The following is a 16,127-nucleotide window of genomic DNA, read 5'->3' as shown; positions in this document are numbered from 1 at the left end:
GAGTCCCCAAAAAAGACCAAGCCCGTTTCGCTCCAGGACAATCTGGCGGGGAGGGGGGGGGGGCGAAGTCGCCGGCTTCCTCCTTTTTTTTTGGGCCCCCCCCCCCCCCCCCCCCCCCCCCCCCCCCCGGTGCTCCCTCCATGGTCGACGGTGGGCGGTGATCGGGAAACCCGTACACCGCACTCACTGTCATCACGGCCTGCGATGGCGGGCGGCTGTCACCTCTCGTCGGTCCCCGCGGCGGGCCCCGGGGCCGGTGCGGGTGGGTCGGTGACGGCGGCGGCGCTGGCGGCGGCGGTGGCGATCAGGGCCTCCGCGAGGTTTTCCTTGCGCATCCGCAGGTCGACGTAGATCAGGGCGTTCACCAGCGAGGGGAAGCCGTACTGGAAGAGCGCGCTGAGTACGCCGCCGACCAGCATCGCGATCACGTACACGATGATCCCGACGATGATCTCTTGCGGATCCGCGGTGCCCTCGCTCCCCGCCGTCATGGCGGGGAAGAGCGAAACCATGCCGATGACGCCGAACGGCAGCTGGATGGCGTAGCCCACGGCGCCGGCCACGATGGACCCGACCAGCGAGATGCCGAACACCCGCCACCAGCCGCCGCTGACCAGCCGGGAGGAGCGCCGCAGAGACGCGACCGGGCCGAGACCCTCGCACACGGCGACGGCGGGCGCGAGGCTGAACCGTGTCATGAGCCAGAGCGCGACGGGCAGGTAGAGGAAGACGCCCGGGATCAGCAGGGCGAGCGCGGCCGGCGGACCGGAGTCACCGGAGGACATGACGATCAGCGGGATGCAGACCGCGTAGAGGACGAGGATCGGCCCGCCCACGATCAGTCCCGTCAGCACCACGGTTCCGAGCACCGACGGCAGCCGGGACCAGCAGCGGCTCCACATCGCGACGAAGGTCGTGGGCCGGCCGACCACGGCCTCCTGCACGACCGCGGGGCACAGGGCGGCGATCATCGCCGCGCACAGGGTCACCACGACCAGCAGGAGCACACCGGCCGGCACGAAGGACAGGAGCAGGGCCGCCACGTCCGCGCCGTCGGCGTCTTCGCCCGGCGGGAGGTCGAAGAGGGCGGCGAACCGGTCCTGCGTGACGGCGACGGTGGCGCCGATCGCGGCGACCACGATCATGATTCCGATGGCCTGTACCGCGAGCATGACGCCGATCAGGGGCTTCGCGTACCGGCGGAAGGAGGTGAAGGCACCGTTGAGTATCTCGCCCACGGCGAGCGGGTGCAGGGGGATGACGCCGGGCTTGGGCGGCGGCGGGAACGGCGGCGGCCAGCTCCCTCCCCACTGCGGATTCGGCTGTCCCGGGTACGGCCCCGGCCCCGTGTTGTACGACATCAGTTGTCCCCCTCGAAATGAAGGGACACGGTAACCCGCAACGATGCCGTGCCGAGCAGCCGCCCCCCTGCCCCGTGGACCGCTCGTGCGCAGGTCAACGGCCACGACGACGGCCGTCGTCCGGGGGAAGGGCCTAGCATCGGCGGCGTGTACGACCCCGTCCGGTTGCGTACGTTCCTCACGGTGGCCCAGACGCTGAGCTTCACGCAGGCCGCGGGGCGGCTCGGCGTGCGGCAGTCCACGGTCAGCCAGCACGTGCGCCGGCTGGAGGAGGCGACGGGACGGCCGCTGTTCGTCCGGGACACGCACAGCGTGGAGCTGACGGAGGACGGCGAGGCGCTGCTCGGCTTCGCGCGGACGATCCTGGAGGCGCACGAGCGGGCGGCCGCCTTCTTCGCGGGGACGCGGCTGCGGGGGCGACTGCGGTTCGGGGCCTCGGAGGACTTCGTGCTGACGCGGCTTCCGGAGATCCTGGAGGGCTTCCGGCACGAGCACCCCGAGGTGGACCTGGAGCTGTCGGTGGAGCTTTCGGGGACGCTGCACGAGCGGCTGGACGCGGGGCGGCTGGACCTGGTGCTGGCGAAGCGGCGCGGGCCGGGCGACGAGCGGGGCCGCCTGGTGTGGCGGGACCGGATGGTGTGGATCGGCGCGGAGGGGCTGCGGGTTGACCCGGAGCGTCCCGTTCCGCTGATTGTCTTCCCACCGCCGGGCATCACCCGGGCCCGCGCGCTGGAGGTGCTGGAACGCGAGGGCCGGGCCTGGCGGATCGCGTGCACGAGCGGCAGCCTGAGCGGTCTGATCGCGGCGGCCCGGGCCGGGCTGGGCGTGATGGCGCACACCCGCGGGCTGATCCCGCCGGGCCTGGTGCGGGTCGGCGGGCTGCCCGAGCTGGGGCCGGTGGAGTTCGCGCTGCTCCGCGGGCCGCGCGCCTCCGCCGCGGCCGAGGCGCTGGCGGCGGCCGTGCTCTCGGGCGCGGACCGGCTCAGCCGCGCCGGCCGACCCTCCCGCACCGCCGGTGGCCGCGCCGCCGGGAACCGCGACGCCGCACGTCAGAGGCATGGGACGGCCGGTCACTGGGGAGGTCTTGTGGAGGAATCCGACTGCTGATCAACGCCCCTTGACCGTGAGGTACGTTCACCGCGGCGCGCGGAGAGGAGCGGGGCCTTGCGCGAGATCACCGTCCCACCGGTCGTCACGGGCGCGCCCGTCGGCGGACTGGCCGACGTCGTCTTCCGGCACGCCCACGAGGAGCCGGACCGGGTGGTGCTCGGCCGCAAGACCGACGGTGTCTGGCGGGACGTCACCTCCGGCGAGCTGGCCGCCGAGGTGCTGGCGCTCGCCAAGGGGCTACTGGCCCAGGGCGTGCGCTTCGGGGACCGGGTCGCCGTCATGTCGCGTACCCGGTACGAGTGGACCCTCTTCGACTTCGCCCTGTGGGCGATCGGCGCCCAGCCCGTTCCCGTCTATCCGACGTCCTCCGCCGATCAGGTGCACTGGATCCTGTACGACACCGACTGCACGGCCTGCGTGGTCGAGGACGAGGACCAGGCCATGACCGTGGGTTCGGTCATCGACCGGCTCCCCCACCTGCAACGGCTGTGGCAGCTGGACGCCGGGGCCGTGGCGGACCTCGTCGCGGACGGCCGCGGGGTCGCCGAGGACGTCGTGCACCGCCATCGGCGCGCCGTGACGCCGGACGCGACGGCCACCGTCATCTACACCTCCGGCACCACGGGCCGCCCCAAGGGGTGCGTGCTGACGCACGCCAACTTCATGTACGAGGCGGACACCCTGGTGACCCGCTGGGAGTCCGTGTTCCGGGGCAGGCAGGGCGAGCAGCCGTCCACCCTGCTCTTCCTGCCGCTGGCCCATGTCTTCGGACGGATGGTGGAGGTGGCCGCCGTCCGGGCGCGGGTCAAGCTCGGGCACCAGCCCGTACTGGCGGCGGCCGAGCTGCTGCCCGACCTGGCCGCCTTCCGGCCGACCTTCGTGCTCGGGGTCCCGTACGTCTTCGAGAAGGTCTTCGCGGCCGCCCGCCGCAAGGCGGAGGCGGAGGGGCGTTCGGGCCCCTTCGACCGCGCGGTGGAGACGGCGGTGCGGTACGCGGAGGCACGCGAGCGGAAGGCGTTCGGCCTCGGGCCGGGGCCCTCGGCCGGGCTGCGGATGGAGCACCAGCTCTTCGAGAAGCTCGTCTACGGCAAGGTCCGCGAGGCGATGGGCGGCCGGGTGCGGCACGCCATGTCGGGCGGGTCGGCGATGTCGCGCCGCCTCGGGCTGTTCTTCGACGGCGCCGGGATCACGGTGTTCGAGGGGTACGGACTGACCGAGTCGTGCGCGGCGGCCACCGCGAACCCGCCGGAGGCGACGAAGTACGGCACGGTGGGCCGGCCGATCCCGGGCAGCACGGTGCACATCGCGGACGACGGGGAGGTGTGGCTGCACGGCGGTCACATATTCGCCGGGTACCTCAACGACCCGCGCGCCACGGAGGCGGTGCTGCGCGGCGGCTGGCTGGCGACCGGGGACCTGGGGCGGCTGGACGAGAGCGGCTACCTCACGATCACCGGCCGCAAGAAGGACATCCTGGTGACCTCCAACGGCAAGAGCGTCGCGCCGGCCGCGCTGGAGGAGCGGGTCCGTTCGCATCCGCTGGTGTCGCAGTGCGTGCTGGTGGGCAACGACCGGCCGTACATCGCGGCCCTGCTCACGCTGGACATGGACGGGATCGCGCACTGGCTGTCGATGCGCGGCCGGCCGCAGCTGCCGGCCCCGGACCTGGTGAACGACCCCGAGCTGACGGCGGAGGTCCGCCGGGCGGTGGTGGCCGCGAACACCCTGGTGTCCCAGGCGGAGGCGATCCGCACGTTCCGGGTGCTGGGCGAGCAGTTCACGGAGGAGCGGGGGCTGCTGACGCCCTCGCTGAAGCTGAAGCGCCGGGCGATCGAGAAAGCTTACGCCAAGGAGGTCGCGGCGCTCTACGCGTCGTGAGTCCCGGGGTCTCCGGGACCCCGGGGGCCTCAGGCCCCCTCCCCCGCGCCCCGCGCCCGGCGTTCACCCCGGACGGGGCGTCGGCTTGGGCGTGATCCGGCGGGTGGCCGAGCGCAGCGCGAAGGCCATCACCACTTCGAACACTCCGAGCAGGACGAGCCACAGGCCGAGCAGCCGCGTCAGGGCGACCGCGGAGTCCACCGGGAAGCAGAGCACGACGATTCCGGCCACGACGCCGAGGGCGCCGAGGGCGAAGGTCAGGCCCCGATGCACGAGCGCGCGGTCGGCGATGGCGACGTATGCCGTGAGCACTCCGGTCATCAGCCAGAACACTCCGACGATCAGGGACAGCGCACCGATCGTCTGCATCGGATGCCGCAGCACCAGGACGCCGGCCAGGAACGCCAGCAGGGCGATCAGGACGCCGGCCAGTCTGCTGCCGCCCCCGTCACCGCTGTGGGAGAAGGCCGAGACGAAGCGGAAGCCGCCCGCCACCAGCAGCTGCAGACCGATGATCACGGCCAGGATGTGCAGCGTCTCGTCGGGCCAGACGAGCACCAGGATGCCCGGGATCAGGGTCGCGAGGGCGAAGCCGAGTGCCCAGTGCCACGAGTTTCCGACCTGCCCGAGGACGTCCTCGGGGTCGCTCTGCGCGTGCCGCGGCGCCGCGTCGGAGGGTACGGTCATCACGCCTCCAGGGACAGCCGGACGGCACGCGGGGGTACCACGAGCCGCCGGACATGCTTTTTACCTTTCCGATCCACTTTAGACGGATATGGCAGGGTTCGCCGTGCCGAAAGCGGTCCCACGCGCCGAGGTCCGGGCCCGGGGGCGGGGCGGACCGTCTCGCCGGCACCCCTTGGCCGCGATCGCCCCTTCGCCGTGGTCGCCGCAGGTCCGGCCGCCTTACCCGCCACCCCTTCACCGGAACTGACGGCCCGTCATTTCTCTTTGCCGTAAATATTGACGGTGCGTCAGCTCACGCACAGAATGCGGGGATTCCGACCGGAGGGGATCCCCCGACATGTTGCGACCGATCCGCACCCTGGCCGCCGCGGCGGCGGCCCTCGCGCTCGTCTCCGCCTGCAACTCCGCCTCCACGAACGGCACCAGCCCGGGCAAGCCCGGAGACGGCCCCGGGAACTCCCGCGGGGTCACCGCCGACTCGATCAAGGTCGGCGGCATCGTGTCGATGACCAGCGCCGGCGGCTACAGCAAGAAGGACACCGACCTCGGCGCCAAGGCCCGCTACATGAGGGCCAACGCCGAGGGAGGCGTCAACGGCCGCAGGATCGACTACCTGGGCGCGGAGGACGACGGCCAGGACCCGGCGAAGAACCTGGCGGCCGCCCGCAAGCTCGTCCAGCAGGACAAGGTCTTCGCCGTCTCCCCCATGAGCTCGGTGACCTTCTCCGGAGCCGACTTCCTGGAGCAGGAGAAGGTCCCCACCTTCGGCTGGGGCACCCTGCCCTCCTTCTGCGGGCCCAAGCACATCTACGGGTTCAACGGCTGCCTGGTCCCCACCCCCGGCGGCACCCTGAACCAGACCTGGCCCGAGGGCATCGCCCAGATCCTCGGCGGGGCGCAGGGCAAGTCGGTCGCGGTCATCGCCAACGACAGCGACGCCGGGAAGTTCGGCATCCGGACCTTCCAGCAGGGCTTCACCAGCGCCGGCTTCACGGTCTCCTACGCCAAGCCCTCGGTGCCCGCCACCGCCGTCCCGAGCGACTGGTCCGCGTACGTGAAGGAGATCCTGGAGAGCAACGGCGGCAAGGCCCCGGACGCCGTGGTCTCCGTGATGCAGACCCCCAACAACATCGGGCTGTTCACCGCGCTCAAGCGCAGCGGGTACAAGGGACTGCTCTCCGACCCGACCGACTACGACCCGGGCCTGCTCGCCAAGGACGCCACGAAGCAGGCGCTCGACGGGGTGCACGTCCTGCTGCAGTTCCAGCCCTTCGAGTCGACGGACCCGAAGATGGCGCAGTTCAAGGCGGACATCAAGGCGGCCGCGGGCGGCCGGGAAGTCCCGCTGAACATGCACATGTTGACCGGGTACATGTCGGCCGACCTGTTCGTGTCCATCGCGGCGAAGGCGGGCAAGGACCTGACCGTCGAGTCCTTCCAGAGCGCCGCGCAGGGCTTCTCCGACACCGGCACCCTCGTCGGCGACCGCGCGGAGCCCAAGGGTCAGAAGGACAGCTTCGGCTGCGGAGCGCTCGTACAGCTGAAGAACGGCGCGTACGAGGTCTCCGTCCCGTTCAAGTGCCACGAACCCATCCCCTTCAAGTAGGGCTGCGGCATGGGAGATCTGCTCGTCTTCGTGCTGAGCGGTCTGGTCTCCGGCGCCCTGTACGCACTGCTCGCCACCGGGCTGGTGCTGTCGTACTCGGCGTCCGGGCTGTTCAACTTCGCGCACGGGGCCACCGCCTACCTGTGCGCGCTGGCCTTCTACGAGCTGCACTCGGGCCTGGGCTGGCCGGCGGTCCCGGCGGCGCTGCTGGTGGTGTTCGTGCTGGCCCCCGGTCTCGGCTGGGGGCTGGACCGGCTGATGTTCCGGCGGCTCGCGCGGGTCGGTGAGACGGCCCAGATCGTGGCGACCATCGGTCTGCTGGTGGCGCTGCCGGCCGCCGGGCTGTGGGCGGTGGACCTGCTGGCGGACGCGGGCGCGCCGGTGAAGCCGGCGGAGAACCAGTTCGGGCTGCCGGGGGTGGGGCCGAGCCCGGCGAAGTCCTGGCAGCTCGCGGAGGGCGTCGGCATCGACTCCGACCAGCTGATCACCTGGGTGGCGACGGCGCTGGTCGCGGTGGCCCTGTGGGTGCTGATGCGGCACACGCGCCTCGGGCTGCAGCTGCGGGCCGCCGTCGACAACCGCTCGCTGACCGAGCTGCGCGGGATCAGCGCCGACCGGCTGTCATCGGTGGCGTGGATGATCGCGTCGGGGCTGGCCGGGCTGGCGGGGGTCCTGGCGACGCCGCTGCTGGGGCTGTCGGCGCACGACTTCACGCTGTTCCTGTTCGTGTCGGCGACCGCGGCGGTCATCGGGCGGTTCGCGTCCGTGCCGCTCGCCTTCGCGGGCGGACTGGGGCTGGGGGTCCTGCAGAACCTGGTGGCCGGGTACGCGTCCTTCGCCGAGGGCATCACGGGCTTCCGTACCGCGGTGCCCTTCCTGATCCTGTTCGGCGGGCTGCTGGTGCTGACCCGCAGGGCCCGGACGGCGGGGGTCGCGGCTGTGGACGCGCCGCCCGTCGACCATCTGGCGGGAGCCTCGTGGGGGCGGCGGTGGGGGGTGTGGGCGGCGGGCGGCGGGCTGTTGTGCGTGGCGTTCTACACCGTGACCACACCCTTCTGGAGCGGGCTGCTCGCGCAGGGGCTGGCCATCGCGCTGGTGTTCATGTCCTTCACGGTGGTGACCGGACTCGGGGCGATGGTGTCCCTGGCGCAGGGCACCTTCGTGACCGGGGCCGCGCTCGTCGCCGGGCTGCTCATGAGCCGGGGCTGGCCGTTCGTGGCCGCGCTGGCGGTGGGCACGTGCGTGGCCGCCCTGCTGGGGGCACTGGTCGCGCTGCCGGCCCTGCGGCTCGGGGGCAGGTCCCTGGCCCTGGCCACGCTGGCGCTGGCGTTCCTCGCCGACCAGGTCCTCTTCCAGCTGAGGTGGCTGCGCAACGGCGACTCCGGGTGGTCGGTCCCGCGGCCGGTGTTCGGGCCGGTGGACCTGTCCGACGACCGGGCGCTGGGCGTGGCCCTGGTGGTGCTGGTCGCGGTGGTCGCCGCCGGGCTGAGCGCGCTGCGGAACTCCCCGTCGGGGCGGGCGATGCTGGCCGTACGGTCGGCCCCGGCGGCGGCCGTGGCCTCGGGGGTGTCCGTGCTGCGGACGAAACTGCTGCTGTTCACCCTGTCGGCGGGGCTGGCCGGGTTCGGGGGCGTGATGTACGCCTCGTACAACACCCGCATCACGGCGACGGACTTCACGGCGCTGACGGGGCTGGTGTGGCTGGCGGTGGTGGTGGCGGCGGGCGTGCGGAGGCCGCAGTACGCGGTGGTGGCGGGGCTGGTCTTCGCGGTGGCCCCGCGGGTGCTGGCGGACTATGTGACGGCCTCGGCCCACCTGCCGGTGATCCTTTTCGGCCTGGCGGGGTTGGCTCTGGCCAACGATCCCGACGGGTACTGCGCGGCCGTGCCGGTCCGCCTGGCGAAGCGGCGGGCCGCCGCTTCCCGGGGCTCCGCCCCGGACCCCGCGGGGCCTCCGCCCCCGCGCGCCCGCGCCTCAAACGCCGGCGAGGCTGAATGTGCCCTCCGGGCAGACCAGCCCCGCCCCGCGGAGGGCAGCAGCCGAGATCCAGCCCCTCCGGCGTTCGAGGAGCGGGGTGCGGGGCGGAGCTCCGAAGGCGCCGCAGGGGCTGCGCTCGCGCTGCGCGGCATCACCGCCGGGTACGACGGGGGGCTCGTGTTGCACGGAGTCGATCTCAGCGTCCGCGAAGGGGAGATCCTCGCCGTGCTCGGGCCCAACGGGGCCGGGAAGAGCACCGCGTGCCGGGTGGCGGCCGGGCTGCTGCCGGTCTCGGGCGGCGCGGTGTTCGTACGCGGGCGGGACGCCACCCGCGACGGCCCCGTGCGGCGGTCGCGGGCCGGGGTGCTGCTCGCTCCCGAGGGCCGGGGGATCTTCCCCGCGCTCACCATCGAGGAGAACCTGGCCCTGTACCTCCCGGAGGCAGCGGCCCGAGCCGCCGTGTACGCGCGCTTCCCCCGGCTCGCGGAGCGCCGCGCCGTGCCCGCCGGGGCGTTGTCCGGCGGGGAGCAACAACTGCTGGCCCTGGCGCCCCTCCTCCAGCGGCCGCCCGAGGTGCTCATCGCCGACGAGCCCTCGCTCGGGCTCGCCCCGCGCGTGGTGGAGGAGGTGTACGCGCTGCTCACCGAGATGCGCGCCGCCGGGACCGCGCTGCTCCTGGTGGAGGAGAAGGCCGCCGGGATCCTCGGGATCGCCGACACCGTGGCCTATCTCTCCCAGGGCCGGGTCTCCTGGTGCGGCCCGCGGGCCGAGGTGGAGACGGACCGGCTCACCGAGGCCTACCTGGGCATGGGGACGAGCGGGGTGGGAACGTGAGCGGCTATGTGCTGGAGGCCAGTGGTGTCAGTGTCCGCTTCGGCGGGGTCAGGGCGCTGACCGGGGTGGACCTCGGGATCCGGGCGGGCGAGGTGTGCGGGCTGATCGGGCCGAACGGGGCCGGGAAGACCACGCTCTTCGACGTCCTGTCCGGGATCCGCCGGCCCGACCAGGGGCGGATGCTGCTGGACGGGGTGGACATCACCCGGCGCTCCCCCGTCTGGCGGGCGCGGCACGGGATGCGCCGGACCTTCCAGCGCCAGCAGTTGTTCGGGCAGCTCAGCGTGGCCGACAACGTGCTGGTGGCGCAGGAGTGGCGGGGCGGCGGGGGCGGGCCGGCCGCCGATCTCCTCGCCCTCCCGGCCCGGCGGGCCCGGGAGCTGGCCCGCCGGGCCCGCGGCGAGCGGGTGCTGGCCGACTGCGGGATCGGCGCGCTCGGGGCCTCGTACGCCGGCGGGCTGCCGGTCGGGCAGGCCCGGATGGTCGAACTGGCCCGTGCGGTGGCCGATCCGCCGCGGGTGCTGCTGCTGGACGAGCCCGCGTCCGGGATGTCGGCACCCGAGCGCGAGCAGCTGGCCGGGGTCGTCCGGCGGCTGGCGGCCGAGGAGGGCTGTGCGGTGCTGCTGGTCGAGCACAACGTGGCCTTCGTGATGGACCTCTGCACGCGGGTGGTCGTACTGGACCTCGGGGCGGTGCTGGCCGAGGGGACGGCGGCCGAGGTGCGGGCGGACCCGCTGGTGCGGGAGGCCTATCTGGGCGCTGCGTGAGGGCCGTCCGCGGGTCTCGTGAGCACTCCGCGGATGCGGGAATAGGTCGTACGAGGGGCCGGTTGTCGCCCCTCGTACGACGCTGTACCGCCGCCGACGCGAGGAACGACCAGACGTGAACCAGCAGGTCCCCACCATTGAGCTCAACGACGGCTCCCTCATGCCCCAGCTCGGCTTCGGCGTCTGGCAGGTGCCCGACGCGGACGCGGAGCACGCCGTCGGGACCGCGCTGGAGGCCGGTTACCGCAGCATCGACACGGCCGCGATCTACGGCAACGAGAAGGGCACCGGCAAGGCCGTCGCCGCCTCGGGGCTGCCGCGCGCGGAGCTGTTCGTCACCACCAAGCTGTGGAACGGCCCGAAGCAGCGGTGGGGCCGGGACGAGGTGCTGCGTGCCTTCGACGACTCCCTCGGTAAGCTGGGCCTGGACCACATCGACCTGTACCTGATCCACTGGCCGCGTCCGATGCGCGACGACTTCGTCGCCATCTGGAAGACCTTCGAGGAGATCGCGGCGAGCGGCCGCGCCAAGGCGGTCGGCGTGTCGAACTTCCGCCCCGAGGACCTGGAGCGGCTCGCCGCCGAGAGCGCGCTGGTGCCGGCCGTGAACCAGGTCGAGCTGCACCCGCTCTTCCCGCAGGCCGAGCTGCGCGCCGTGCACGCCGCGCGCGGGATCGCCACCGAGGCCTGGTCCCCGCTGGGCCAGGGCAAGGAGCTGCTCACCCTGCCGGCGGTCGCCGCGCTCGCCGACAAGTACGGCCGCAGCGCCGCCCAGGTGGTGCTGCGCTGGCACCTCCAGCACGGGAACATCGTGATCCCGAAGTCCGTGACCCCCGCGCGCATCCGGGAGAACCTGGACGTCTTCGGCTTCGAGCTGGAGGCCGCCGACGTGGCCGCGCTGGACGCCCTGGGCGCGGGCGCGGCGGGCCGCCGGATCGGGCCGGACCCGGCCGAGTTCGACGTCTGAGGGCGACGGCGAGGTGAACCTTCCCGAAGGGCTCTACCGGATCCGCAACGTGGACAGCGGGCTGGTGCTCCAGCTGGAGGGCGCCTCCCGGGTGCGGGTCGGCCCGGACGGGCCGCCCGCGCCGGAGGCCGCCCGCCGGTGGCGGATCGCTCCGGTGCACGACGGCGGCGGGATCTTCCACGTGGTGAGCGAGGACAACGAGCGGCGCCTCGACGTCGCGAACGCGTCGACGGACAGCGGCGCCCGGGTGCAGGTGTGGCGGGCCAACGCGTTCGGCGCGCAGGAGTGGATCGTCGAGGAGCACCTCGACGATCCCGGGGTGGTGTCCCTGATCGCGTGCATCAGCGGCCTGCCGCTGGAGACGGACGGCTCGGGCCGGGTCCGGCAGGGCGAGGACACCGACTCCCCGGCCCAGTGGTGGCGCCTGGAGCCGGTGTAGCCGCGCGGCGCGGAGCCGCGCGCGCCCGTCAGACGCGTACGAAGCCGCGTACGCGGTACGTCGGCTCCGCGCGCGGCACGTCCTGGTCGGGCAGCAGCTCCAGCCGGGCCGCCAGCTCCTGCGGGGTGATGCCGCGCGGGGCGATGCGGGAGGCGTACCGGCCCGCGAGCAGGGCCTCGGCGGAGGCGCGCGGGCTGCGGCCCTGACCGTGGCCGGTGAAGAGGGCCTCGCCGGCCGGGAGCAGGCCCGCCCGCGCCGCGTAGGCCTCGACGTCCCCGGAGGCGTCCGCGGGGGTCGGGGCCAGGTGCGCGGCGAACACGGCGTCGATGTCGCTGCCCACGTCGTGCGCGGAGTCCTTGTCCACGGTGGTGAGGAAGACCCCGCCGGGCCGCAGGACCCGGGCGGCCTCGGCGATCACCGTGGGCACCAGCCCCGGCTGCCGCAGCAGGTGCAGCAGCCACACCGCGCTCACCGCGTCCAGCGAGCCCGACCGCACCGGCAGCCGGGCCGCGTCGGCGAGGGTCACGGGGACGCCCCGCCGCAGGGCCTTGGAGGCCATGCCGTGGGAGGCGTCCGCGCCCAGGACGCGCAGTCCGGGGCGGGTCAGCCGGCGGGTGACGATGCCGGTGCCGCAGCCGAGGTCGAGGAGGGTGTCCACGTCGGCCGGGAGCAGCTGCAGGACCGCGGCGGCCGCGGCCTCGGCCCGTGGGGCGCCGCCGCGGCTCGTGTCGTAGGCCGCGGCCTCGGCGTCGTAGTCCAGCAGGGGTCTGACGGTCTGTATGTGCGTGGTCATCAGCTCGCGCCGTGGGCGGGGGCGAGGGCCTCGACGCGTTCGGCGAGCGCGAAGTCGGTCTCGGTCACGACCCCGCCCGCGTCGTGGCTGTTCACGGAGAGCCGGACGGTGTTGTAGCCCAGCGTCAGGTCCGAGTGGTGGTTCAACTCCTCCTGGACCGAGGCGATGTGGGCGACGAGGGCACTCGCGGCGAAGTGCCCGCCCAGCCGGTAGGTGCGGATGATCCGGTCGTCCTCGAAGGCCCAGCCGGGGAGTTCCCGCAACCGGTCCTCGATCTCCTTCTGTGACAGCGGCTCACTCGGCATGCACCGGCTCCTTTTCCCCGTGACGTGTAGTCAAGGTTCCCACAGTGCACGCCGGAGCAACCCTTTCGCGCCATAGTGCGCTCGGGTGCTTCTGCTCCTTCCGCACCCCTCGCGCCCCCCATATGCTCCTGCGCCGGACCGGACTGTTACCAGCGGTAACTAGGGGGCATTCGCCATGACCAGCACAGGGAGTTCCAGGCGTACGTTCATCGCGGGCGCGGGTGCGGGCGCCGCGGCCACCGCGGGTGCGCTGTCGGCCGGGATCGCGACCGCCCCGGGCGCGGCAGCCGCGCCTTCGGCGGCGGCGCCGCCGGACGGCCGCCGCGTCGCCGTCCTGGGCGGCGGGGTGGCCGGCCTGACGGCGGCGCACGAACTCGCCGAGCGCGGCTATGCCGTCACGGTGTACGAGCGCCGGGCGCTCGGCGGCAAGGCGCGCAGCATGGACGTACCGGGCAGCGCCCGCGGCGGCCGCCGGCCGCTGCCCGCCGAGCACGGCTTCCGCTTCATCCCCGGCATCTACCACAACCTGCCCGACACCATGCGGCGCATCCCCTTCCCCGGGAACGCGAACGGCGTGTGGGACAACCTCGTCGCCCCGCGCGAGATGATGTTCGCCCGGGCGGCCGGCCGCGAGGACCTGCGCGGGCCGATCCCCTGGCCGGACCACTCCCCCGCCGAGCTGACGCCCGACGAGGTCCGCAGGGCCCTCACCGGCATCCTGCAGACGCTCGTGCGGCTCCCGCTCCACGAGACGGCGTACTTCGTCAACCGCGTGCTCGTCTTCCTCACCAGCTGCGACGAGCGGCGGAGCGAGGTCTGGGAGCGGACCCCGTGGTGGGACTTCGTGCGCGCGGAGCAGATGTCGTCCGAGTACCAGCGCATCCTCGCCGTCGGCATCACCCGCAACATCGTCGCGACCAAGGCCGAGGAGGCCTCCACCCGTACGGTCGGCACCCTCGGCGAGGCCTTCGTCTTCAACCTGCTGGGGCGCGGGGCGGACGGCCCGCCGGACCGGATCCTCAACCTGCCGACCAACGAGGCATGGATCGACCCGTGGGAGGCCCATCTGCGCTCGCTCGGCGTGGAGTTCAGGATCGGGTGGACCGTACGGGAGGTGCAGTACGGGAACGGCCGGGTCAGCGGGGTCTTTGTCGAGGGCCCGGACGGCGCCCGGCAGACGGTCACCGCCGACCACTACGTGAGCGCGCTGCCCGTGGAGCACGCCCGGCGCACCTGGAGCGCCGGGCTGCGGGCGGCCGATCCGATGCTGGGGCGCTGCGACAGGCTGGAGACCGACTGGATGACCGGCATCCAGTTCTATCTGACCGAGCGGGCACCGCTGGTGCACGGGCACCTCAACTGCATCGACTCACCCTGGTCGTTGACGGCGATCCAGCAGGCCGAGCACTGGCCCGCACGGAACTTCGCGGCCGACTACGGGGACGGTACGGCGGTCGACTGCCTGTCGGTGGACATCTCCGAGTGGGACAAGCCGGGGATCCTGTACGGGAAGACGGCCAAGCGGTGCACCCGCGAGGAGGTGGCCCGCGAGGTGTGGGCGCAGCTGAAGGCCTCCCTCAACGACACCGGGGAGACGCTGCTGAGCGACTCGAAGCTGCACTCCTGGTTCCTGGACCCGGGGGTGGACGGGCTCGGCACCCCGCACCCCACCAACCAGGACGAGCTGCTGATCCACCCGGTGGGCACCCTCCACAACCGGCCGAGCGCGGGGACCCGCGTCCCGAACTTCTTCCTCAGCGGGGACTACGTCGCGGTGGACATCGACCTGGCGACGATGGAGGGCGCGAACGCCTCGGCCCGTGCGGCCGTCAACTGCCTCCTGGACCGGGACGGTTCGAGGGCGGGGCGGTGCACGGTCCAGTCGCTGTACCGGGCGCCGGAGATGGAGTCCGCCAGGCGCCACGACCTGTGGCGCCACCGCCTCGGCCTGCGCAACGTCTTCGACCTGGGGTGACGCGCACACGTCCGGGGCGGCTACCGTCGTCGGCATGACCACCACGACGCCGGCGGCCGCCCCGACGGTCGGCGCCCTGCTCCGCGCATGGCGGGAGCGGCGCGGTATCAGCCAGCTGGAGCTGGCGGGCCGCGCCGACTCCTCGTCGCGGCACATCAGCTTCATCGAGACCGGCCGGTCCCGGCCGAGCGAGGAGATGGTGCTGAGGCTCGCCGACCGCCTCGACGTGCCGGTTCGGGAACGCAACGCCCTGCTGCTGTCGGCGGGTTACGCCCCGCGCTACGCGCAGACCGCGCTGGACGACCCGTCGATGGAGACGCTGCGCGAGGGCATCCAGCAGCTGCTGACCGGGTACGAGCCCTACCCGGCGCTGGTCGTCGACGCCACGTACCACGTCGTCGCCGCCAACCGGGGCATCCTGATGCTGCTGGACGGGCTGCCGGAGCACCTGCTGACCCCGCCGCTCAACGCCATGCGGATCACCCTGCACCCCGAGGGCCTGGCCCCGAGGATCCACAACCTCAGGGAGTGGCGCGGGCACCTGCTGGCCCAGATGGAACGCCAGATCGCGCTGGCCCGCTCCGAGCCGCTGCGCGCGCTGTACGAGGAGGTGTCCGCGTACCCGGTGGCCCCGGCGGCGGAGCGCCCGGGCGACGCGGAACCGGCCGAGCCCGTCGCGTACATCGCGCTGCCGCTGGTCATCGAGCACGACGGCCACCTGCTGTCCTTCGTGTCGTCGATCGCGACCTTCAACACGCCGATGGACGTGACCGTCGCCGAGCTGGCCATCGAGACCATGCTCCCGGCCGACCCGGCGACGGCGAAGTACCTGCGCTCACTCGTCGACTGAGCGCAGGGCGAGCTGCTGGAGAAGGGCGAAGCCGGCGACGGTGAGGCCCTGCGCCGCGATCCACACGGTCCCGGCGACGGTGGGCGTGAACCACAGCGCCAGGGAGACCAGACTCAGGGCCGCCCAGGCGTAGTTGGTCTCGATGACGGCCTTCACGGCGAGCGCCGGGGGCCGGCCGCGCGAGGCGAGCAGCCCGACGGCGGCCCCGTACGCCACGAGCAGCACCCCGAGACCGAGCAACAGCCCCTGCCCGACCCCGAGCAGCCGCCCGAGCGGGGCGGAGAAGGCGACGTACGCGAGCCCGTTGCCGGTGGTGACGACGGAGTCGAGGGCGAGGAAGCGGCGCAGCATGACCTGCGGGACGCCGGTACGGGCGATGCTGCCGAGCAGGGTCGCGGACATGGGGAATCACCCTCCATCGAGGTGGAACGGCACAGTGGGGGGGGGGGGGGGGGGGGGGGGGGGGGGGGGGGGGGGGGGGGGGGAGGAGGGGGGGGGGGGGGGGGGGGGGGGGGGGGGGGGGGGGGGGGGGGGGGGGGGGGGGGGGGGGGGGGGGGGGGGTGGGTTTAGGGGGTGGC

14 protein-coding genes are annotated in these 16,127 nt (G+C 73.4%); 9 read left to right on the top strand and 5 right to left on the bottom strand.

The genetic code is table 11. The features are described from left to right. Window positions 1-218: 218 nt before the first annotated feature. Entirely contained in the window at window positions 219-1,361 is a 1,143-nt protein-coding gene (locus ACZ4VT_RS23500; RefSeq protein ID WP_467952382.1) for a DUF7847 domain-containing protein, read from the bottom strand. Window positions 1,362-1,508: 147 nt separating this feature from the next. Here ACZ4VT_RS23500 and ACZ4VT_RS23495 point away from each other — a divergent pair, with 147 nt between their 5' ends. Then, entirely contained in the window at window positions 1,509-2,468 is a 960-nt protein-coding gene (locus ACZ4VT_RS23495; RefSeq protein ID WP_467952381.1) for a LysR substrate-binding domain-containing protein, read from the top strand. Window positions 2,469-2,525: 57 nt separating this feature from the next. After that, the gene (locus ACZ4VT_RS23490; RefSeq protein ID WP_467952380.1) at window positions 2,526-4,349 is read left to right on the top strand and encodes an AMP-dependent synthetase/ligase; all 1,824 of its coding nucleotides are present in this window, start codon (window positions 2,526-2,528) and stop codon (window positions 4,347-4,349) included. Window positions 4,350-4,412: 63 nt separating this feature from the next. Here ACZ4VT_RS23490 and ACZ4VT_RS23485 read toward each other — a convergent pair whose 3' ends face one another. Beyond that, window positions 4,413-5,036 (bottom strand): HdeD family acid-resistance protein, encoded by a 624-nt coding sequence (locus ACZ4VT_RS23485; RefSeq protein WP_467952378.1) that lies wholly within the window; start codon window positions 5,034-5,036, stop codon window positions 4,413-4,415. Between the two features lie 337 nt (window positions 5,037-5,373). Between ACZ4VT_RS23485 and ACZ4VT_RS23480 the strand changes: the two genes are divergently transcribed. The 5 genes from ACZ4VT_RS23480 to ACZ4VT_RS23460 all read left to right on the top strand — a co-directional run bounded on the left by ACZ4VT_RS23480 (window position 5,374) and on the right by ACZ4VT_RS23460 (window position 11,626). Continuing rightward, window positions 5,374-6,642: an ABC transporter substrate-binding protein gene (locus ACZ4VT_RS23480; RefSeq protein ID WP_467952376.1), complete on the top strand. Its 1,269-nt coding sequence runs from the start codon at window positions 5,374-5,376 to the stop codon at window positions 6,640-6,642. A 9-nt stretch (window positions 6,643-6,651) separates the two neighbouring features. Continuing rightward, complete coding sequence (locus tag ACZ4VT_RS23475; RefSeq protein ID WP_467952374.1) at window positions 6,652-9,453, top strand: ABC transporter permease subunit; 2,802 nt, start codon at window positions 6,652-6,654, stop codon at window positions 9,451-9,453. After that, a complete protein-coding gene (locus ACZ4VT_RS23470; protein ID WP_467952373.1) occupies window positions 9,450-10,220 on the top strand; it encodes an ABC transporter ATP-binding protein in 771 nt (256 codons plus the stop codon). Before ACZ4VT_RS23475 ends, ACZ4VT_RS23470 begins: the two co-directional genes overlap by 4 nt. A gap of 160 nt (window positions 10,221-10,380) precedes the next feature. After that, entirely contained in the window at window positions 10,381-11,187 is an 807-nt protein-coding gene (locus tag ACZ4VT_RS23465; protein WP_467952394.1) for an aldo/keto reductase, read from the top strand. 13 nt (window positions 11,188-11,200) lie between these two features. Then, complete coding sequence (locus ACZ4VT_RS23460; protein ID WP_362798096.1) at window positions 11,201-11,626, top strand: RICIN domain-containing protein; 426 nt, start codon at window positions 11,201-11,203, stop codon at window positions 11,624-11,626. A 28-nt stretch (window positions 11,627-11,654) separates the two neighbouring features. Here ACZ4VT_RS23460 and ACZ4VT_RS23455 read toward each other — a convergent pair whose 3' ends face one another. Further along, window positions 11,655-12,419 (bottom strand): class I SAM-dependent methyltransferase, encoded by a 765-nt coding sequence (locus tag ACZ4VT_RS23455; RefSeq protein WP_467952371.1) that lies wholly within the window; start codon window positions 12,417-12,419, stop codon window positions 11,655-11,657. Then, complete coding sequence (locus ACZ4VT_RS23450) at window positions 12,419-12,724, bottom strand: 4a-hydroxytetrahydrobiopterin dehydratase (RefSeq protein ID WP_467952370.1); 306 nt, start codon at window positions 12,722-12,724, stop codon at window positions 12,419-12,421. The genes ACZ4VT_RS23455 and ACZ4VT_RS23450 overlap by 1 nt, the downstream gene beginning before the upstream one ends. 175 nt (window positions 12,725-12,899) lie before the next feature. Between ACZ4VT_RS23450 and ACZ4VT_RS23445 the strand changes: the two genes are divergently transcribed. Together ACZ4VT_RS23445 and ACZ4VT_RS23440 are read left to right on the top strand one after the other, a co-directional pair. Further along, the gene (locus ACZ4VT_RS23445) at window positions 12,900-14,699 is read left to right on the top strand and encodes a hydroxysqualene dehydroxylase (protein ID WP_467952368.1); all 1,800 of its coding nucleotides are present in this window, start codon (window positions 12,900-12,902) and stop codon (window positions 14,697-14,699) included. 34 nt (window positions 14,700-14,733) lie between these two features. Further along, complete coding sequence (locus ACZ4VT_RS23440; RefSeq protein WP_362798104.1) at window positions 14,734-15,549, top strand: helix-turn-helix domain-containing protein; 816 nt, start codon at window positions 14,734-14,736, stop codon at window positions 15,547-15,549. Here the strand turns inward: ACZ4VT_RS23440 and ACZ4VT_RS23435 are convergent. Continuing rightward, the gene (locus tag ACZ4VT_RS23435) at window positions 15,535-15,951 is read right to left on the bottom strand and encodes a hypothetical protein (RefSeq protein WP_467952365.1); all 417 of its coding nucleotides are present in this window, start codon (window positions 15,949-15,951) and stop codon (window positions 15,535-15,537) included. The two genes, ACZ4VT_RS23440 and ACZ4VT_RS23435, sit on opposite strands and share 15 nt — an antisense overlap. Window positions 15,952-16,127: the final 176 nt, after the last annotated feature.

Source organism: Streptomyces sp. NPDC029164, from assembly GCF_055563995.1.
This window is presented reverse-complemented; position numbering and strand designations above follow the sequence as displayed.

Excerpts from the sequence above, each read along its gene's own strand:
- ACZ4VT_RS23500 (WP_467952382.1), bottom strand. The coding sequence starts at position 1,361 with ATGTCGTACAACACGGGGCCGGGGCCGTACCCGGGACAGCCGAATCCG.
- ACZ4VT_RS23485 (WP_467952378.1), bottom strand. The coding sequence starts at position 5,036 with ATGACCGTACCCTCCGACGCGGCGCCGCGGCACGCGCAGAGCGACCCC.
- ACZ4VT_RS23480 (WP_467952376.1), top strand. The coding sequence starts at position 5,374 with ATGTTGCGACCGATCCGCACCCTGGCCGCCGCGGCGGCGGCCCTCGCG.
- ACZ4VT_RS23475 (WP_467952374.1), top strand. The coding sequence starts at position 6,652 with ATGGGAGATCTGCTCGTCTTCGTGCTGAGCGGTCTGGTCTCCGGCGCC.
- ACZ4VT_RS23465 (WP_467952394.1), top strand. The coding sequence starts at position 10,381 with ATGCCCCAGCTCGGCTTCGGCGTCTGGCAGGTGCCCGACGCGGACGCG.
- ACZ4VT_RS23455 (WP_467952371.1), bottom strand. The coding sequence starts at position 12,419 with ATGACCACGCACATACAGACCGTCAGACCCCTGCTGGACTACGACGCC.
- ACZ4VT_RS23450 (WP_467952370.1), bottom strand. The coding sequence starts at position 12,724 with ATGCCGAGTGAGCCGCTGTCACAGAAGGAGATCGAGGACCGGTTGCGG.
- ACZ4VT_RS23445 (WP_467952368.1), top strand. The coding sequence starts at position 12,900 with ATGACCAGCACAGGGAGTTCCAGGCGTACGTTCATCGCGGGCGCGGGT.
- ACZ4VT_RS23440 (WP_362798104.1), top strand. The coding sequence starts at position 14,734 with ATGACCACCACGACGCCGGCGGCCGCCCCGACGGTCGGCGCCCTGCTC.
- ACZ4VT_RS23435 (WP_467952365.1), bottom strand. The coding sequence starts at position 15,951 with ATGTCCGCGACCCTGCTCGGCAGCATCGCCCGTACCGGCGTCCCGCAG.